Genomic DNA, 18,573 nt, shown 5'->3' on the forward strand with positions numbered 1-18,573 from the left:
CCTTTTTTATTTAGATTAAATTAAAAATAATTATTTGTATTTCAGAAGTTTATTGATTTTTCGTCTTGTTTGAATAGAAACCTTATACGCTTCATCACGAATTTTTTGAATTTTTCCGACTGGTTGAAAGAAAATTTTACTTTCAAACGGATTAAAAGAAAGCATTTCGTTTTCGCAGGAATTTGGATCCAAAAGTCCGTCTTTTTCAATTTTCACTTCTCCGATTTTTATATAAGGCGAATTTTTCCATTCAACATTTAATTTATTGATCGGCTGATCTTTCAAATCATAGCATAATTGAATCAAAACATCGGCAGTAAAATCATTGGTTTTAAAATAACTTTTAATTGAATTTTTTACCTTTAGTTTTTTCCCAAAATGTTTGTCAATAGATTTAGGTTTTAGTTTGATCTTCATCATGTTTTCGCCTAATTTATAAACTCCTACAGAGTGGAAATCAAATGATAAGATAAAGTCATTTCTTTTGCTGATCAATTTAATGATGTTTTTTAAAAAAGAGCCTGTAAAAATCGAAGGTGTAATTCTTAAAACCTGAATCAGCAACGAAAAAGAACTCCATTTTTTAACAAAAAAACGATTCACAGAAGTAAATAATTTCAAAAAAGTACTCACCGAATTGATGGGAAATAAAGGAAAATTAACCAATGGATAATTTGCCAGCAAATCGCCGTTTTCGTCCTTAATTTTTACAGAAAATCCGTAAGCAGGAATATCTTTTTTACTTTTATTAATTTTAAGATGCGCGTTCGAAAAACGAATCGTCAAATTATATTTTTCTTTATCAAAAAACTGTTGAAGTTCTTCAGGAACATTTTTCTCGATAATAAATTCGCCTTTTGCAACGGCATACGTTTTTGCATGAGCATTTCTGGTTGCATAATCTACATCGCTTATGGAAGTTGACTGTTCAACAAAATCGGCAATGCTTCCTTTGTTGATTTCAAGAAGTTCTCTTTCTTCGTCTGTCAGCTTGTCGTATTTTTTATTATATTTTAGTGGACTTGGCATTTAGTTTTTAAAATCCAATTATAACGCCAAGTTGCGAGAATCGTGTTAACGTAGTATTAAACTTACTTGAATTAATTTTACAAAATATTAAATGTTTGAATCTATGATAAATACGATTCTGTTTCTTTTAAATTATTAATTATAAATAGTTGAATTTGTACCTTTTTATCTTCCCATCTTAAAACCTTATCTTTGTAAAAAATATAATTATGGGAGTAGCAGATATGTTATTTAAACGTAAAAAAGAATTGGCAGAAAAGAACCTGAAAGACGGTCAGGAATATATGGCAGAATACGGGAAGAGAGAAAGCGTAGTTGAATTGCCAAGCGGTTTGCAATATGAGATCATCACAGAAGGAAACGGAGCAAAACCGGGTCCGAGATCTACCGTAAAATGCCACTATCATGGAACTACAATTACCGGAAAAATTTTTGACAGCTCTGTAAAAAGAGGAACTCCGGCTTCATTTCCATTGAATAAAGTGATTGCGGGTTGGACTGAAGCTCTTCAGTTGATGCCTGTAGGTAGCAAATGGAGATTGATACTTCCTCCACATTTGGCTTATGGAGATCAGCAGATCAGCAAGGAAATCGGACCAAACAGCACACTTGTTTTCGAAGTGGAATTGTTGGATATCAAATAATTTATCATTAAAAATATCTTAAAAATTTACTCGATTTTCGGGTAAATTTTTTTATTTGTGTATATTAGTAATTATTGAGGATAAGAATTTGCGAAATGAAGAAACTACTTTACTTTTTTGCTTTTTTAGGATTATTGACTTCCTGTGTTTCTAAGAAAAATCAGGCGATTAAACAGAATATCTTAACATTAAAGGACAGTTATTGTAAAGCACCTTTTAAATACAATTATGTCAATAAAATACCGTCTTATAATGCGGACTCTATTGTTGCTGCAAACATTGATTTAAAAGATAAATTTTCTGATCAGAGTATTTTGATTTTGAATGCTTTGGATAATCTTGATGAAGTTCATCAGATCATGGAGCTTAAAAAAGATACTTCTTTGGAATCTCAGGTTAAAGTTTTACAGTTAAAATCTAAAATTAACAGTAAAATAACCATCGCTTTAACAGAATTAGATGCAGTTGCTGCAGAATTTGACTGTGAAGGTGAAAGAGTCGCGCAAATCGGAAATTACGTCGATAATTTAAACGATTCCAGAAATAATAAACTGATTTTATATTCGATTGTAACAGGAGCAGCAGCTTCAATTGCAGGAGGAATTATTAAAGATAACGCATGGAGCAATGCTGTTGATATCGGAGGTGGAGTTTTAGGAGCCGGTTTTGGTTTAGCAACATTAAATCCGAAAGGTAAAAAGGTCGAATTTATTCATCAAAGAAATTTGTTGAGAGATATTTGGAATGAAAAACTGGAATCTCCAAATTTTCCGCCTTTCATTTGGTATATGTACACGGAAAAAAGCTTTTCTAACAAAGAGAAACATTCTATTATTTCCAGTATGAAAGAAAGATGGCTTCATTACCAGTTTGATGATAATAAAATGGAGGCAGATCAATCAGTGATTTTCAGCAGTGGAGGCTTTTATAGATCAGATGATTTACATAATCGAGCCGCGATGTTAAACCAAATGCAGTCAGCAACGAGAACGATTAATCAGAATATCAATTATTTACTTTTAGATTTGGATAAATTAATTCTTTAAGAAAAATTTAACTGTAATAATATTTGTTACATTTAAAAATTTATTTACCTTTGTCATGTAATTACGATGAACAATACAAGATTTGCTACGGCAATACATATTATGACTTTATTGGCGGAAAGTCCGCAGGAATGGCTCACTTCCGAATGGATGGCGGGAAGTATTAATATTAATCCTGTAATTGTTCGTAAGGAAATTGGTGTTTTGAAAGAAGTTGGGTTAATTATCAGCAGACAAGGAAAAGAGGGAGGAAGCCAACTGGCAAAAAGTGCTGATGCGATAAGTATTTCTGAAATTTATTTAGCCGTAAAAAACACAGAAGTTTTAGGTAAAAAAAATAACAATCCGAATCCGGCTTGTGCTGTCGGAAGGGAGATTAATGAACATTTAAATACATTATTTTCAGAAACGGATCAGTTGGTTTTAAATTTTTTAGGAGATAAATCGTTGAAAGAATTCAGTGATCAATTCAAGTAAAAATTTTTATTTATAAATGTAACAAATATTATTACAATTTAATTTTAAAATAAAATTATTATGAAAAAAGTAGCAGTAATCGGTGCAACTGGATTTGTGGGAACACAGGTAGTAAATGAATTAACAAACAGAGGATATGAAGTGGAAGCTATTGTGAGAGACGCTTCAAAAGTTCAGGAAAATGAAAAAGTAACAGCAAAAAGTGTTGATGTAAATAATGTTGATGAATTGGCAGAAGCTTTAAAAGGAAATGACGCTGTAATCAGTTCTTTCAATGCAGGTTGGACAAACCCGAATTTATATGATGATTTCTTGAATGGCTCAATCAATATTGAAAAAGCGGTTGAAAAATCGGGAGTGAAAAGATTCATTACAGTTGGTGGAGCGGGAAGTCTTTACATCGATGGAAATCAATTGGTAGATTCTCCTGAATTTCCTGCAGATTATAAAGCCGGTGCGACTGCAGCAAGAGATTATTTAAATAAAATTAAAGAAAATAATACATTGGATTGGACGTTTTTCAGTCCGGCAATCGAAATGCATCAGGGAACTGCAGGTGTAAGAGTTGGAAAATACAGAACAGCCTTGGAAAATCCAGTGTTTGATGAGAACGGAAGAAGTATTCTTTCTGTAGAAGATGTTGCTGTAGCTTTGGTAGATGAATTAGAACAAAACAATCACATTCGTGAGCGTTTTACGGCGGCTTACTAATTTTTCTTGTAGATATGTTTTTTAAAGAGTTTCGGCGGCACCAAAGGTGCCGCCGAAACTTTAATATTTTTAATAAAATTTACAAATTCATAAACAGCTTCGGATTTACCGGAGTATTGTTTTTATGTACTTCATAATGAAGATGAGGTCCTGTAGAACGTCCTGTATTTCCGGATTTTGCAATAACCTGACCTACTTTTACCTTATCATTTACCTTTGAAACAAGTTCGGATAAATGCCCGTAAAGTGTTGCCAAACCATTTCCGTGAGAAACAATTACACAGTTTCCATATCCTCCCTTTTGACCTGAGAAAATAACAGTTCCGGCTGCAGCGGCTCTTACATCAGAACCATAAGCTACAGCAATATCCAATCCTTTGTGGAATTGCATCTGATCTGCTTCTGCGGGCGGATTATTTTTCTCTGTTGGTTTATTGTTTGTATTTGTTGCTGTAGTTTTTGAAGCAAAAGAAGTTGTTGCAGGAGTAGAAGCTGGAGACGGTGCGCTTGCTACTTTTGGAGTTACCATTACTTTTACCTGTCTTTTTTCTCCATGACTGTCGGTAACTTCGATAATTCTTTCAACTGGTTCAGCTTTTACTTCAGGTTTTGAAGCAGCTACTGCAGTTGGTTTTGATTCCGTGGCAACACCGGATTTTACAGAAGCATAAACAGTTTTAAATGGAATAGGGTTTTTTCTGATTCCGAAATTAGACGAAATATATCCATCAGTCGGCATTCCTAAAGGAACTGTCATCAGTTTATTCTGAAGATCCATTAAATATTGGCTGTATCTGTTCGACTGTTTTGCCAGGTAAACAGAATTGGAAATACTGTCCTGTTTCAGCGCCATAATTTTTTCACTTTGGATATCCTTAGATTTAAGGAAAGAATTCAGCTGTGCGACAGTTTGATCTACCAAAGTAAGATCTGTTTTCATTTTTAAGTAATCTACACTGTCTCTTTCAGTGTTTATTTTTACAAGGTTCACTTCATAATTTTTGTCGTCCTTTGAGGAATACAACTTTGCGATGAAAATACCTTGTGCAAAAACTACTAGTAAAAGTCCTCCCAGAAGTACATTTACGTTCCTTTTACGGCTTAGAAATTTTTTCATTTTTCTTCTCTTAGTATAATTACAAAACGGTTTTAAGGGTGCAAATTTAATTAAAAATAAACTTTCCGACTTATTTTTAACGAAAATTTAGTTATTTCTATAATTAACGGCTAATTAAATATTTAATTGTATTGAAGTGTTAATTTTATCTAAAATTAAGTTTTATCATGTATTGAAAAGCATTCTTAAATCTTTGTTTTAATATATTTGCAGTTCACATTTCTATTATGGCTAAAAATAAAACGAATACAGAATCGAATCCGAAAAAAAGCAAAAATGATGTTGCAGTAGGCGTTGTTGGAAGCGGAAGTTTCGCGACTGCAATCGTGAAAATGCTTGTTGAGAACTGCAAAATCGTACATTGGTGCGTAAGAAACGAGTATGTAAAAGGTGCAATTGAACAAAGAGGTCACAATCCTACATATCTTACAGCGGTTAATTTTAATCTTAAAAATTTAAAACTGACAACAGAAATTAACGAACTGGTTTCTGCATGTGATGTAATTGTTTTGGCAACTCCATCGATCTATCTTTCAGATACTTTGGATAAAATGACTTGTGATTATAAAGACAAGATTTTCGTTTCGGCGATCAAAGGAATCATTCCAAAAGTGAATGATGTTGTGGCTCATTATTTAAGAGATGAATTCAAAATAGGTTTCAGAAATCAGGCAGTAATTGCAGGACCTTGTCACGCAGAGGAAGTTGCGATGGAAAGACTTTCCTATCTTACAGTTGCGACAGTGGAGGATGAAGTTTCACAGAAATTGGTGGATATTTTCAATTCTGATTTTATTAAAATGCACTCCAGTAAAGACATTTTAGGAAACGAATACAGTGCGATTCTTAAAAATATTTTCGCGATCGGAGCAGGAATTGCAAGCGGTTTAGGATATGGAGACAACTTTACGGCTGTTTTCGTTTCAAATGCAATCCGTGAAATGGAAACTTTTCTGGAAGCAATCTATGAAGCACCAAGAGACGTTAATGAAAGTGCGTATTTAGGTGATTTACTGGTAACTGCGTATTCATTGTTTTCAAGAAACAGGAATTTAGGAAATCTTATCGGAAAAGGATATACCGTAAAATCAGCGATTCAATCGATGAATATGATTGCTGAAGGATATTACGCCGCAGATTCTATTTATAAAACTTCGAAGGAAAAAGGCTTGAAACTTCCAATTGTAGACACGATCTACGGAATTTTATATGAAGGGAAAAATGCAGAAAAACAATTTAAAAAGTTAACAGCCAAACTGGATTAATTTTCAGATCAAATATAAACTAAAGCATCAGTGATTTTTTCATTGATGTTTTTTTGTTGTTTGAATTTCTTAATTTTTTATTTGAAGCTTTATCCCGCTTTCCGTTGCAATTCCTCATTACGCGGCTCCACTTCGTTCCGCCGCTCCATTGCGGGATTTTCACTACAATCGGGGCTAGGATGGAAGCCGATTGTATAAACGTTTGGTAATATTTATGACATTTTGTTAGGATAAAATCTTTTTAAAAACACAAATATCCGACTGATTCTATAAATCAATTTTTTTGATAAAATAACATGTTAAAATCTTGAAACCAATCCCAATTTTAAGAACTTTTCCCGAACTTTGAGATAACAAAATTTAAACTATGTCACAATCGCTTACAAGCAGAACGCCGAAACCAAAATACGACGTTGTTCTAATAGGTGGCGGAATTATGAGTGCCACTTTAGCTACATTATTACATGAATTTGATCCAAATCTTGAAATTGCCATTTTTGAACGGCTGGGAAGATTTGCAAAAGAAAGTACAGCAGCCTGGAATAATGCGGGAACAGGTCATTCAGCGTTTTGTGAGCTTAATTATACTCCCGAAAAACCCGATGGGACGATCGATATTTCCAAAGCGGAAAGTATTGCCGAGCAATTTGAAATTTCAAAACAGTTCTGGTCTTATTTAATTACAAAAGGATACATCAGCGAGCCTAAAGATTTTATTAATTCCTGTCCTCATATGAGTTTGGTATTTGGAGAAAAAGATGCTGAATACTTGAAGAAACGTCATGATAAAATGTCGGAGTCCGTTTTATTTAAAGGAATGCAATTTGCGACGGATCATGAAAAACTGAAAGAATGGATTCCTTTGGTAATGAGCAAAAGAAATCAGTCTGAAGTAATGGCTGCAACCAAAATGGATTTGGGAACAGATGTGAATTTCGGGACACTGACAAGAAAAATGGGAAGACATTTGCTGGAAGATTCCAATGTTGAAGTCTTTCTTTATCATGAAGTAAAAGATATAGATCCGAAAGAAGACGGAACTTGGGAAATGAAAGTAAAAGACAGGATTCACAATCATAAACAGGAAGTGGAAGCAGATTTTGTATTTATCGGAGCCGGAGGTTATGCATTACCACTGTTGGATAGCTCAGATATCAAAGAAAGTGAAGGGTATGGAGGTTTCCCTGTTTCCGGACAATGGCTGGTTACTCACAATCAGGAATTGGTGGAAAAACATCAGGCAAAAGTATATACACAGGCAACTGTTGATGCGCCGCCGATGTCTGTTCCTCATTTGGATTTGAGAATTATTGATGGTGAAAAAGCTTTACTTTTCGGGCCTTTTGCAGGATTTTCAACAAAATTTTTAAAAGAAGGAAGTTACCTTGATCTGCCGGAAAGTGTCAATACTAAAAATTTAAAATCACTTTTTGGAGCTTGGTGGCATAATATTCCTTTAACGAAATATCTGATTCAGCAGGTTGCGATGACGAAGTCTCAGAGAATACAGCATTTAAGAGAATTCATCAAAGATGCAAAAGAAGAGGATTGGGAATTGAAAGTTGCCGGACAAAGAGTACAGGTTATTAAGAAAGATGAAAAAAATGGAGGAAAACTTGAATTCGGGACAGAAGTTGTGGTTAACAAAAAAGGAACAATCGCTTCATTATTAGGTGCTTCTCCGGGAGCTTCAACAGCTGTTTATGCGATGCTGAATGTTCTTGAAAAATGTTTCCCTGAAAAACTTCACGGAGAATGGAAAGAAAAATTATTGGAAATGGTTCCTTCTTACGGACAAAAACTGGCCGACCATCCTGAACTTACAGAGAAGGTGAGAAATTACTCTAAAGAAAAATTAGAACTTGAGTATTAAATATAAGTAATAATCAATGGATAATGAGCAATATTGAAGTAACTTTGCGATTGCTTATTATCCATTTTTATCAGCATGTCAGAAACAATAACAAAACCTGTAATCGTAAAAGAATTGTTGGAATCCCTTCAGGCGAAAGTCGAGGAGGAACGACAGGTTATTGTGCATTGTTGTTTTCCGGCATCGCCGTTTTTTGGAAATCTCATCAGAATTTGGAACTCCACTTACCTGATTGATAATCAGTCTGAACATCAAAGTAAACTTATCCACGCTGAAAATATTACGATTTATCCCAATTGGACGCCGGTTCCATTTATGAAGGATTTTTGGTTTACATTAGTTTTTCAGGGACTTCCAAAAGATTGTACAAGTTTTGATCTAAAAGAAGTTATTCCGGAAGAAGGCGGTTTTTTTGTAGAATCGATCAAAAGAAATTCTTCGGATATTTATCGTGTGAAAATTTCTGAATCTTATTAGAAAAATTATACGAAAACAATTACTAGAGAAAGATATGATTCAATTCGTTATCAATCTTTTCGTAACAAATTCTTAATCAGTAAAGAATTAAAAATTTCTAGCTTTAAAATTAAAAATTCATGAAGAAATATATAGTAATATTTTTACTTTTCCCTTTATTGATCTTTTCTCAAAAGGTTTCTAAAGAAGAATCGGAAGTGAAAAAATTTCAAAAAGAACTGGATGCAGAATATTTAAATCCCAAAGAAACACCTTTGCGTGGAGATAATTTCACAAATTTTAAAAAACATCCATTCTTTCCGATAAATTCAAAGTATCGGGTTACAGCAAAATTTACAAAAACAGAAAATGCCGAGCCTTTTGATCTTCCCACATCTTCCGGAAAAACAAAATTATATAAAGAATATGGTAAAGCAACTTTCATTTTAGACGGAAAAACTTATATTTTAACCATATATCAAAGTCAGGATCTAATTAAACAGGAAAAATATAAAGACCATTTATTTCTGCCTTTCCGTGATGCAACCAATGAAAAAGAAACGTATGGCGGTGGAAAATATATGGATCTAACAATTCCGAAAGGAAATACAATCGTTCTGGATTTCAATAAATCATATCAACCATATTGCGCTTACAATGCTTATGATTACAATTGCCCGATTGTTCCTGAAGAAAACAAACTTCCTGTTGAAATTCGTGCAGGAGTAATGTATGAAGATATTTATCATCATTAAAATATGATTAGCCTAAAATTTTTCACGCAAAAAGATTTTCCGGAATTAAATTACCCACTGAGCGAACTGCAGTTACAATACACTTCATCTTCAGAATTTGCTTTAAATAGAATTGCGAAAAGAAATACAGATTTGGAATTTCCTGTTACCATCTTCAAGGATGAAAAGCCGGTCGGATTTTTCACATTGGATTTTGGAGAAGATAAACTAGATATTACGGATAACTCAAACTCAACATTACTTCGCTCTTTATCGATCAATCCCGCATTTCAGGGAAAAGGAATAGGAAAACTTGCAATGATCGAAATCGATGGTTTCGTTCGTGAAAATTTCCAAAACTGTGAAGAAATTGTCCTTGCCGTGAATCAAAATAATATTTCCGCTTACGAATTGTATTTGAAAACAGGCTATTTATATGAAGGAAAAACAAGAATCGGCAGAAGCGGACCCCAATTTTTAATGGTTAAAAAACTTTAAGAAATTTTTAATCAAAAATTTTCATGTTTGGCGTGATACTTTCAGCTAAATTTGAGTAATATCAAATAATAAAATATGGAAATATCCCTTCATAATCAAGTTGCTGTAGTTACAGGAGCTTCCAGCGGAATTGGTTCAGGAATTGCAAAATCATTGGCTTCTGCAGGAGCGACAATCATTGTCAATCATTCTTCGGAACATTCTATGGATGAAGCAAAGGCTGTTTTAAAAGAGATCACCGATGCAGGCGGAAACGGAATTACTTATCAATGCGATGTTTCCAAGGAAGATCAGGTCGTGAAAATGTTTCAGGACGTGGTATCACAATTCGGAACAGTTGATATCTTAATCAATAATGCAGGAGTTCAAAAAGATTCAAAATTCACAGAAATGACGCTTGATCAGTGGAATACTGTCATTGGGATAAACCTCACAGGTCAGTTTTTATGTGCAAGAGAAGCGATCAAAGAATTTCTTCGCCGCGGAATCGATACTTCACGTTCCGTTGCCTGTGGGAAAATCATTCACATCAGTTCGGTTCACGAGATTATTCCTTGGGCGGGTCATGCAAACTATGCTTCGAGTAAGGGTGCGATCAGAATGTTGATGCAGACGTTGGCTCAGGAATATGGAGAAGACAAAATCCGTGTAAATTCCATTTGTCCCGGAGCGATTCAAACGCCGATCAATAAAGGAGCTTGGAGTACTCCTGAAGCACTTAATTCACTTTTAACATTAATTCCGTATAACAGAATTGGTCAACCGCAAGATATTGGAAATCTAGCTGCATTTTTGGCGAGCGATTTGGCAGATTACATCACAGGAACAAGTATTTTTGTCGATGGCGGAATGACGACTTTCGAAAGTTTTTCAACGGGAGGATAGTTTTTGGCGCACATTTCCGGCTTTCACTACTCGCTTTTTTGTGCCTTTGCTTTTCCAGGGCTTACAAAAAGAGCTCAGACATGCCGTTCAATCCGGGGCGCGATCAGTCAAAGTAGAAACGGCGGTCTTTTGGAAGTTGCTTGTCGATTTAAAGCAAATTCAGAAATAAGCGGAGTGTCTTTATTTATTTTAATCCATAAGAAAAATGGTAAAGAAAAACTTTGTATCACTTTGCTATAAAATTTTAGCTTAAAAAGAATTTATTAATAAAAAATATTCGTAAAGTTTGTCATTCTGACGAAGGAAGAATCTAGGATTTATTTTTAGAGATTCTTCACTCCACATTGTTTCGTTCAGAATGACACAAACTAACAATTTACGTTTCAAAAACCTTAGATTTAATCATTTATCATCTATCAATCATCATTTATACAATAATATGAACGAAAAAGAAAGACTATCCGACGTTACCTGGAAAAAATGGGGACCTTATGTCAGCAATCGTGAGTGGGGCGTTGTGCGCGAAGATTACAGCGCAGACGGAGATGCATGGAATTATACCAATCATGACATTGCGGAAGCCAAAACATATCGTTGGGGAGAAGAAGGAATTTGCGGAATTTGTGATGACCTTCAGAAGTTAGTTTTTTCCGTAGGATTTTGGAATAAAAAGGATAAAATGGTGAAAGAACGTTTCTTTGGCTTATCAAACGGACAGGGAAATCACGGTGAAGATGTAAAAGAATATTTTTATTATTTGGATTCCACACCGACGCATTCTTACATGAAAATGCTATACAAATATCCTCAAAATGCTTTTCCTTACGAAGATTTGATAAAAACAAACGGCGAAAGAAGCAAGGAAGAACCTGAATATGAATTAATTGACACCGGAATTTTCGACAAAAATGAATACTTCGATATCTTCATTGAATATGCAAAAGAAAATCAGAATGATATTCTGGTAAAATTGACGATTGTGAATAAATCTGAAAAAGAAGTTCCGTTGATTATTCTTCCTACAATCTGGTTCAGAAATACATGGAACTGGGGTTATGATAATTACAAGCCTCAAATGAATGCTGAAGATGCAAATTCAATAAAAATCAATCATAAAGATTTAGAAATAAAAAACATCTACGCAAATCAATCTGAAAAAGTTTTGTTTTGCGATAATGAAACGAATGATGAACGATTGTATCAATCTCCTAATCAATCAAAATATACAAAAGACGGAATAAATGATTTTATAATTAATAGAAATTCTCAATCTATCAATCCGAAAGATTTCGGAACAAAAGCATCGTTTTTTATTGATGTAAATTTTAAACCAAAAGAAACAAAAACCTTTGAATTCAGAATTTCAGATAAAGATTTAAAACAGCCATTTCAGGATTTTGAAGAAATTTTTACTTCAAGACAAAAAGAAGCAGATGAATTTTATGCAGAAATTCAAAACGGAATCAAAACAGATGATGAAAAATTGGTTCAGCGACAGGCTTTTGCAGGAATGCTCTGGAACAAAATGTTTTATCATTACAATGTCGAAAAGTGGCTAAAAGGAGATCCTGCAGAAATGCCACCGCCAAAATCACGTGAAAAAATCCGCAATTACCAATGGAAGCATCTGAATAACGACCATATTATTTCTATGCCCGACAAATGGGAATATCCTTGGTATGCAACGTGGGATTTGGCTTTTCACACCATAAGTTTTTCGTTAATCGATCCCGATTTTGCAAAACAGCAGTTAAAACTGTTTCTTTTCGAATGGTATATGCATCCGAACGGTCAACTTCCTGCCTACGAATGGAACTTGAGTGATGTAAATCCTCCTGTTCATGCTTGGGCGGTTTTCAGAGTTTTTAAAATTGATGAATATTTAAAAGATAAACCTGATTTAGAATTTCTTGAAAGTGCTTTTCAGAAGCTTTTAATGAATTTTACATGGTGGGTGAATAAAAAAGACAGTAATGGGAACAATATTTTTGAAGGTGGATTTTTAGGACTTGATAATATCGGTGTTTTTGACAGAAATACAACACTTCCAAATGGCGAACAGCTTGAACAATCCGACGGAACGAGCTGGATGGCGATGTTTGCCCTGAATATGATGAGAATCGCTTTGGAATTAGCACTTTACAACAATGTGTATGAAGAAATGGCGATGAAATTTTTTGAGCATTTTCTTTCGATTGCGAATTCTTTGGACAATATGGGAGAAGAATGTTTCAGTCTTTGGGATGAAGAGGATGAATTTTTTTATGATGCACTTGCTTCGAGTGACGGAGATCATATGTATTTGAAATTGAGGACGATTGTTGGTTTAATTCCAATGTTTGCAGTCGAAGTGATTGATGATGAAATGATTGAAAAATTACCAAATTTCAAAAAACGAATGACCTGGGTGCTAGAAAACAAACCGGAATTGGCAGCTTTGGTTTCTCATTGGGAAGTGAAGGGTGAAGATTCAAAGCATTTGCTTTCACTTTTGCGCGGTCATCGTTTGAAAAGATTGCTTCACAGAATGTTGAATCCTGATGAATTCCTGAGTGAATTTGGAGTTCGTGCTTTGTCTAAGGAATACGAAAAAAATCCGTTTGCCATCAATTTAGACGGAACAGATTATGCGGTAAAATATACTCCTGCAGAAAGTGATAGCGGGCTTTTCGGCGGAAACAGCAATTGGCGTGGTCCGATCTGGTTTCCGATCAATTTTTTAATTATTGAAAGTCTGCAACGTTTTTTCTTTTATTATAGTCCCGATTTTTTGGTTGAATATCCTACAGGAAGTGGAAATTATTTGAATTTAGATGAGATTGCAGATGCTTTAAGCAAAAGATTAGCAAAGTTATTTTTGAAAGATGAAAATGGAAATCGTCCTTTCAATGGACAATATCCGAGATTTCAGACAGATCCCGATTTTAAAGATTATATTTTATTTTATGAATATTTTCATGGAGACAACGGTCGTGGAGTAGGAGCATCTCATCAAACAGGCTGGACCGGTTTAATTGCAAAAATTCTGATGCCGAGATTTTCTAAAAAAGAAATTGCAGAATCGGAAACAGAAATGCCCGAAGATGCAAAGTGACGCTGAATTTTATTAAAAGATTATTCAAATATTTGTTGAATCACTTCCAAAGAAGTTGGAATTCTGAAATCCGTAATGTGATAATGAAAATACACCAGAATACTGTCTAAAAAATCTTTCCTGAAGGTTGAATGAATCTTTATCTGATAAGGATTCTCAACCGAAAGAACGGTTTTCCAAATGGTGGAAATATCTTCTGTAAAAAGTTGATGCGTCGATTCGAAAGTGAAAGTTCCGGTTTCAGGATCGAGGAATTTTCCGTTATTAATTAACGGTGCAACTCCTTGTATTTTTAAAATTTTAATTAAAAAAATTAGATGCGACTGATAATTTTCGTTTTCTAATTCATCAATAAATTCTTCCAAACAAAAGAAAATATTGTGGTTTTTGTTTTCGTGTTTTAAGTTTTGATTTAAAAAATCTGAAACAAAAAACACAACGGTATTACATTTTATATCTGTGTAAATATCGTTGCTTTTTACCATTTCGAATTTTGAAATGGTCTGTATTCCGTTGCCTTTTATAGGATTTAAAGAAAAATTGAGTTTGCTCAACGGGAGAAGTAAGGCTTTTTTCTTATTTCTTTTGGCGTAAATTCCTTTTAAAAAATAAGACTGAAAGCCATCTTCTTCTGTAAAACAATGCAGAACTGCATCATTTTCACCGTATTTTATGTATGATAATAAAAATCCGTTTTGTGAATTCATTAATTGACCACAGCGATTTTTGCTGTCGCTTTATCAGAACCGTCTTCGTTGGTCATTAATACAAAATAAATGCCCGAAGCAACTCTTTTTCCTCTCTGATTGTTAAGATCCCATTCATAATACCCACCTCTTGCAACAGCAGAATGTACTACATTTCCTGCCGTATCAGCAATTCTGATATTGGTAACTTCTGCCAAACCTTTAATCGTAACTTTTCCTTTAAAATTAGAATAAACAACAGGATTCGGATATACCAAAACATTCCCAAAATCTGATGTAACATCAGCAACATCACCTTGATATGTTACAATTCCGTCATAAGAAACAAAGTATACTTTTCCTGTTTTTTTATCAACTTTAATATCTGTGATGCTATTGGTAGGAAGTGGCGAGTTCTCTTTTGTAAAATGTTTGATCGTTTGTTGCCCGTCTGCTGAAAGATAATAAACTCCACCGCCATCTACAGAAACCCATTTGTGATCTCCTGCATCTACTTCAATCTGCAAGATTTGCCCATCTCTGAAAAGCTCTTCTCCAAGACCATTTTGTTCTATAATAATTGGCTCAACAGTAACATTTGCAGGTGTTTTAACTGCTGAGGCTGCATTAGGTAAAACTCTCAATCCGACGTCTCCGCCAATCCATGCATCTCCGGATTTGTCGATGGCTACAGAAAGTGTTCCTCCTGAAGTAGTGGCAAAACCATTAGCCTGAGTTAATATATAATCTTTATCATCAGATGTATTTACGGTGTTTTTTGCATCATAGGCTATGAAATTATTAACTCTTGGAGTTGGTATCCAAAGTAAACCGTCATGGAATAATGCCTTTTGTGCCACTCCGAAGCTTTGCGTTGTATTTCTTATAAGAAAGTCGTCTGTGCCTCTGTCATAAGCGCCAACAGCTGTAAAAGGACCATATGCTGTTCCATCACTTGAAAAAGCAATGGTTACAAACAAATTATTAGAATCATCAAAAGTAAGACCTACAGCACGTCTTGCAGACAAGTCATTGGTACCAAGATTATAATTTTTTGTAAAGGTAAAATCTTTACTGCCGGCATTATATTTCATTTTATAAACACCACGTCCGGCTGATGTAGTATAATTGGTAAAGAATATATCATTTTGATTTACAGGATCTGCAACAACATCTAATACATTGAATATTGTAGAATTGCCTTTAAAATAGGAAGGATGTATCCAACCTGCCCCATCGAAATAATAAAACCCCGGGTTTTTTGTATTTATAATTGGAGTGTTAAATCTTGCTTCCCTTCCACCTGTTGAAACCAATATTTGGTTTTCCCCATATAAGCTTATTTTGTAAGCATAATTTAAATATGGTCCATCTGGTCTGAAAGAATTACCTCCTTCATTTTTTATTCCGGATAAAATTGTTCCTCCATATACGCTGCTTCCTACAGTTGTAGCAGTATTACACTCTTCACCAAAAGTCACATTACCACTAAACGTTCCGTTAGTATTAAATGTGTAAACTCTGCTAAGATCTGTAACAACAATGTTATTATTATTAACTACTAAATCGTGAACATTTGTAAATGACTGTGAAAGAGCGACAGGACTTCCTCCGTTGTATAGATAAGCTAAATTTGCTGAAGAAAAACTCAAAACTCCTTCCGAATCAATATGTTTGAAAGAACCAGCCATTTCATTGACCCATGTTGTGAAAACAGGGAAGGTTGTATTCATTTCATGGGTTTTTAAACCTGAATTGGTCACAGAAAAAACCTTATTTCCAAAAATAGTAGCTTCATTACTTGCTTCATAAATTCCGCCTGACAAGAAAAAGGCAGAATCTTTAAATTCCTTTTTCTTTAAATCAAAAATAGAGACACCATATCCCACAGAAATAACCGCCAAATCTCCTGTAATAGAGATATGGTTGATTTTTTTACTTCCATTATAGCCGGTTGCGATAGGAATATCTACAACATACGTAACTCCATCAGGAGCAATAACATCCAATGAACCGTTTTGATAGCCAACTAATCCTATTTTATTTTGCGGATTATAATCAAACGCTGAAATTTTTACCTCGTGTAAGCCGTTTGCTTTAGACAGCTTAGTAATTTCGCCTGTTGAAACAGTATAATAAAATACCCCACTTTCCGCTGCCGCAACTATTTTTCCGTTGTCTTCTTTCATGGCGAGAACGTTGTTGTATGAGAACAGATCTGCCCATTTTTTTGAAGAAATAGTCTGTGCATTTGCAACTTGCAGGGATGCCAAAATACCAAGAGAAATTAAAGAGAGTTTTTTCATGCTTATGCTATTATGCTGCTGTCAATTACCTGATTATTCCAGGAAATATGTTTTACGTTTTTATTAGTATCAAAGAAGAAATCTATTCTGCCCAAAAGAAGTCCTGCCCATCCAACCTGGTTTACCAAAACATTTTTACCTTGTCTGTTGGTAAAAGTCTGAGGTTCCGGTAAGAAAGTATGAGTATGACCTCCCAGAATAATATCAATATTTTCTGTTTTGGCAGCTAAGATTTTATCACTTACTTTATTGGGTTCGTCTTTGTAATCGTAGCCGATGTGTGAAAGGCAGATTACAAGATCACATTTTTGTTCGTTTTTAAGAAAGTTTGAATAATGTTGGGCAACATCAATTGGGTCAGAATAAACTGTTTCTCCGTATTGCTTTTTCCCAACTAATCCATCCAATTGAATTCCTACGGCAAAAATTCCAACCTTAATTCCGTTTTTGTTGAAAATCTTGTATTGAGAAGTTTTTCCGTCAAGAATAGTATTTTTAAAATCATAATTTGAACAGATAAAAGGAAACTGCGCATTTGGCAAAACCTTTAAAAATCCATCTAAACTATTATCAAAATCATGATTTCCCATGGTTGAAGCATCGTACTTCATCATGGACATTAATTTAAACTCCAGTTCGCCTCCAAAAAAGTTAAAATAAGGAGTTCCCTGAAAAATATCACCAGAATCAAGAAGCAAAACATTAGATTCCTGATTTCTGATTTGCTGAATTAAGCTTGCCCTTCTCGCAAAACCTCCCTGATTGGGATTCTTGGTATAACTTGCATCAAAAGGTTCAATTCTGCTGTGTTGATCGTTGGTATGAAGAATCGTAAGTTTGTTTGCAGATTTTAAGTCAAGAATATTTAATTCTTCCGCCATCATCATATTGGGAGCTAAAGCCATTGCTAAAGTTCCGCCACCTATTGCTTTTAAAAACTTTTTTCTATCCATTACTTCTTACCGATAAAATTTAAACGAACATCTGTATTTGCGACCACTTCAGGATTTTTCTTAAAATAATCAATGAAAAGATCTCTTAATTTAATTCCTGTAGAAATTGATTCTCCTTTTGAGAAAAATTTCATATTGTCACCTCCCAAAGCCAGATAATCAGACGTTGCGATGTAATAATCCTGAGTAGCGTTTACAGCTTTTCCGTTAATTAAATATTTGGTTAACTGTCCGTTATTAGTTTCAATGTATAAATGAGAAACCGGATTATTCACCTGAGTTTTTGCATAATAATCAAAAAGCCCCTGTAAATCCGAACCTTTCATTTTAACAATAATTACTTCGTTTTCGAAAGGCATTACTTCAAACACACTTTTCAGCCAAATATCACCTTTCCCGATCGTTGTACGGATTCCTCCGATGTTGATCAATGCGGCATCAACATTTTTCTGGAGATTTTTTTCCGTCCATTCATCAGCTCCGTCAAATGTATAGTCTGCTAAAAGATTGCCCAAATTACTATTGTCACCTTGTTTTGTAAGATCAACATTGGTGTGGGAGATCTTTTGATTCATCTCTTTATCCAATTTTTGCTTATAAGGTTCGATAATTTTTACAAACTCCCCATCATTCTTCAGCTCGTTATTAATAGAAATATTTTTCTGAGTCTTCACATCGGTAAGCTGCATCGACGAAACCGAAGAAGCCGTCTTGCAAGCGGAAAGTGCAGCCAGAGCAATTCCTAGTAACAAGAATTTATTTTTCATATGTTGCAAATTAATTTTTTTAAAGGTCATAT

At 34.3% G+C, this 18,573-nt stretch carries 17 protein-coding genes; 11 read left to right on the forward strand and 6 right to left on the reverse strand.

The window, feature by feature from the left end:
- Positions 1-30 precede the first annotated feature (30 nt).
- The gene (locus tag ABD940_RS14295; protein ID WP_345205218.1) at positions 31-1,029 is read right to left on the reverse strand and encodes a catalase family protein; all 999 of its coding nucleotides are present in this window, start codon (positions 1,027-1,029) and stop codon (positions 31-33) included.
- A gap of 209 nt (positions 1,030-1,238) precedes the next feature.
- Here ABD940_RS14295 and ABD940_RS14300 point away from each other — a divergent pair, with 209 nt between their 5' ends.
- The 4 genes from ABD940_RS14300 (at position 1,239) to ABD940_RS14315 (ending at position 3,907) form a co-directional block, all read left to right on the forward strand.
- Positions 1,239-1,673: an FKBP-type peptidyl-prolyl cis-trans isomerase gene (locus tag ABD940_RS14300; RefSeq protein WP_345205221.1), complete on the forward strand. Its 435-nt coding sequence runs from the start codon at positions 1,239-1,241 to the stop codon at positions 1,671-1,673.
- A gap of 95 nt (positions 1,674-1,768) precedes the next feature.
- Positions 1,769-2,719 (forward strand): hypothetical protein, encoded by a 951-nt coding sequence (locus ABD940_RS14305; RefSeq protein WP_345205223.1) that lies wholly within the window; start codon positions 1,769-1,771, stop codon positions 2,717-2,719.
- Positions 2,720-2,785: 66 nt separating this feature from the next.
- Positions 2,786-3,196 (forward strand): Rrf2 family transcriptional regulator, encoded by a 411-nt coding sequence (locus ABD940_RS14310; protein ID WP_345205226.1) that lies wholly within the window; start codon positions 2,786-2,788, stop codon positions 3,194-3,196.
- Between the two features lie 60 nt (positions 3,197-3,256).
- The gene (locus ABD940_RS14315) at positions 3,257-3,907 is read left to right on the forward strand and encodes an NAD(P)-dependent oxidoreductase (protein ID WP_345205228.1); all 651 of its coding nucleotides are present in this window, start codon (positions 3,257-3,259) and stop codon (positions 3,905-3,907) included.
- Between the two features lie 79 nt (positions 3,908-3,986).
- Here ABD940_RS14315 and ABD940_RS14320 read toward each other — a convergent pair whose 3' ends face one another.
- Positions 3,987-5,024 carry a peptidoglycan DD-metalloendopeptidase family protein gene (locus ABD940_RS14320; protein ID WP_345205231.1) on the reverse strand — a complete coding sequence of 346 codons (1,038 nt, stop codon included), beginning with the start codon at positions 5,022-5,024 and terminating at the stop codon, positions 3,987-3,989.
- Positions 5,025-5,251: 227 nt separating this feature from the next.
- On the opposite strand from ABD940_RS14320, the gene ABD940_RS14325 reads away from it, so the two are divergent.
- From ABD940_RS14325 to ABD940_RS14355, 7 genes are all read left to right on the forward strand, one after another.
- Positions 5,252-6,289, forward strand: a complete 1,038-nt coding sequence (locus ABD940_RS14325; protein ID WP_345205234.1) for an NAD(P)H-dependent glycerol-3-phosphate dehydrogenase — start codon at positions 5,252-5,254, stop codon at positions 6,287-6,289.
- A gap of 367 nt (positions 6,290-6,656) precedes the next feature.
- Positions 6,657-8,162: a malate dehydrogenase (quinone) gene (mqo, locus tag ABD940_RS14330; protein ID WP_345205236.1), complete on the forward strand. Its 1,506-nt coding sequence runs from the start codon at positions 6,657-6,659 to the stop codon at positions 8,160-8,162.
- 75 nt (positions 8,163-8,237) lie between these two features.
- Positions 8,238-8,639, forward strand: coding sequence for a hypothetical protein (locus tag ABD940_RS14335; RefSeq protein WP_345205238.1), 402 nt, complete (start codon positions 8,238-8,240; stop codon positions 8,637-8,639).
- 119 nt (positions 8,640-8,758) lie between these two features.
- Positions 8,759-9,373: a DUF1684 domain-containing protein gene (locus tag ABD940_RS14340; RefSeq protein WP_345205240.1), complete on the forward strand. Its 615-nt coding sequence runs from the start codon at positions 8,759-8,761 to the stop codon at positions 9,371-9,373.
- A gap of 3 nt (positions 9,374-9,376) precedes the next feature.
- A complete protein-coding gene (locus tag ABD940_RS14345; RefSeq protein WP_345205242.1) occupies positions 9,377-9,850 on the forward strand; it encodes a GNAT family N-acetyltransferase in 474 nt (157 codons plus the stop codon).
- A 75-nt stretch (positions 9,851-9,925) separates the two neighbouring features.
- On the forward strand, positions 9,926-10,735 hold the full coding sequence (locus ABD940_RS14350; protein ID WP_345205245.1) for a glucose 1-dehydrogenase: 810 nt from the start codon (positions 9,926-9,928) through the stop codon (positions 10,733-10,735).
- Positions 10,736-11,174: 439 nt separating this feature from the next.
- A complete protein-coding gene (locus tag ABD940_RS14355; protein ID WP_345205658.1) occupies positions 11,175-13,829 on the forward strand; it encodes an MGH1-like glycoside hydrolase domain-containing protein in 2,655 nt (884 codons plus the stop codon).
- 20 nt (positions 13,830-13,849) lie between these two features.
- Here the strand turns inward: ABD940_RS14355 and recO are convergent, their stop codons facing one another.
- From recO to ABD940_RS14375, 4 genes are read right to left on the reverse strand one after another with little or no spacing between them, the layout of a single operon-like run.
- Positions 13,850-14,536, reverse strand: a complete 687-nt coding sequence (gene recO, locus ABD940_RS14360; RefSeq protein ID WP_345205247.1) for a DNA repair protein RecO — start codon at positions 14,534-14,536, stop codon at positions 13,850-13,852.
- Complete coding sequence (porZ, locus tag ABD940_RS14365) at positions 14,536-16,821, reverse strand: type IX secretion system anionic LPS delivery protein PorZ (protein ID WP_345205250.1); 2,286 nt, start codon at positions 16,819-16,821, stop codon at positions 14,536-14,538. Before porZ ends, recO begins: the two co-directional genes overlap by 1 nt.
- 2 nt (positions 16,822-16,823) lie before the next feature.
- A complete protein-coding gene (locus tag ABD940_RS14370) occupies positions 16,824-17,774 on the reverse strand; it encodes a bifunctional metallophosphatase/5'-nucleotidase (protein ID WP_345205253.1) in 951 nt (316 codons plus the stop codon).
- Positions 17,774-18,541 carry a 5'-nucleotidase C-terminal domain-containing protein gene (locus ABD940_RS14375; RefSeq protein ID WP_345205256.1) on the reverse strand — a complete coding sequence of 256 codons (768 nt, stop codon included), beginning with the start codon at positions 18,539-18,541 and terminating at the stop codon, positions 17,774-17,776. The genes ABD940_RS14370 and ABD940_RS14375 overlap by 1 nt, the downstream gene beginning before the upstream one ends.
- Positions 18,542-18,573: the final 32 nt, after the last annotated feature.

Source organism: Chryseobacterium ginsengisoli, from assembly GCF_039542325.1.
GTDB classification, from domain to species: domain Bacteria; phylum Bacteroidota; class Bacteroidia; order Flavobacteriales; family Weeksellaceae; genus Chryseobacterium; species Chryseobacterium ginsengisoli.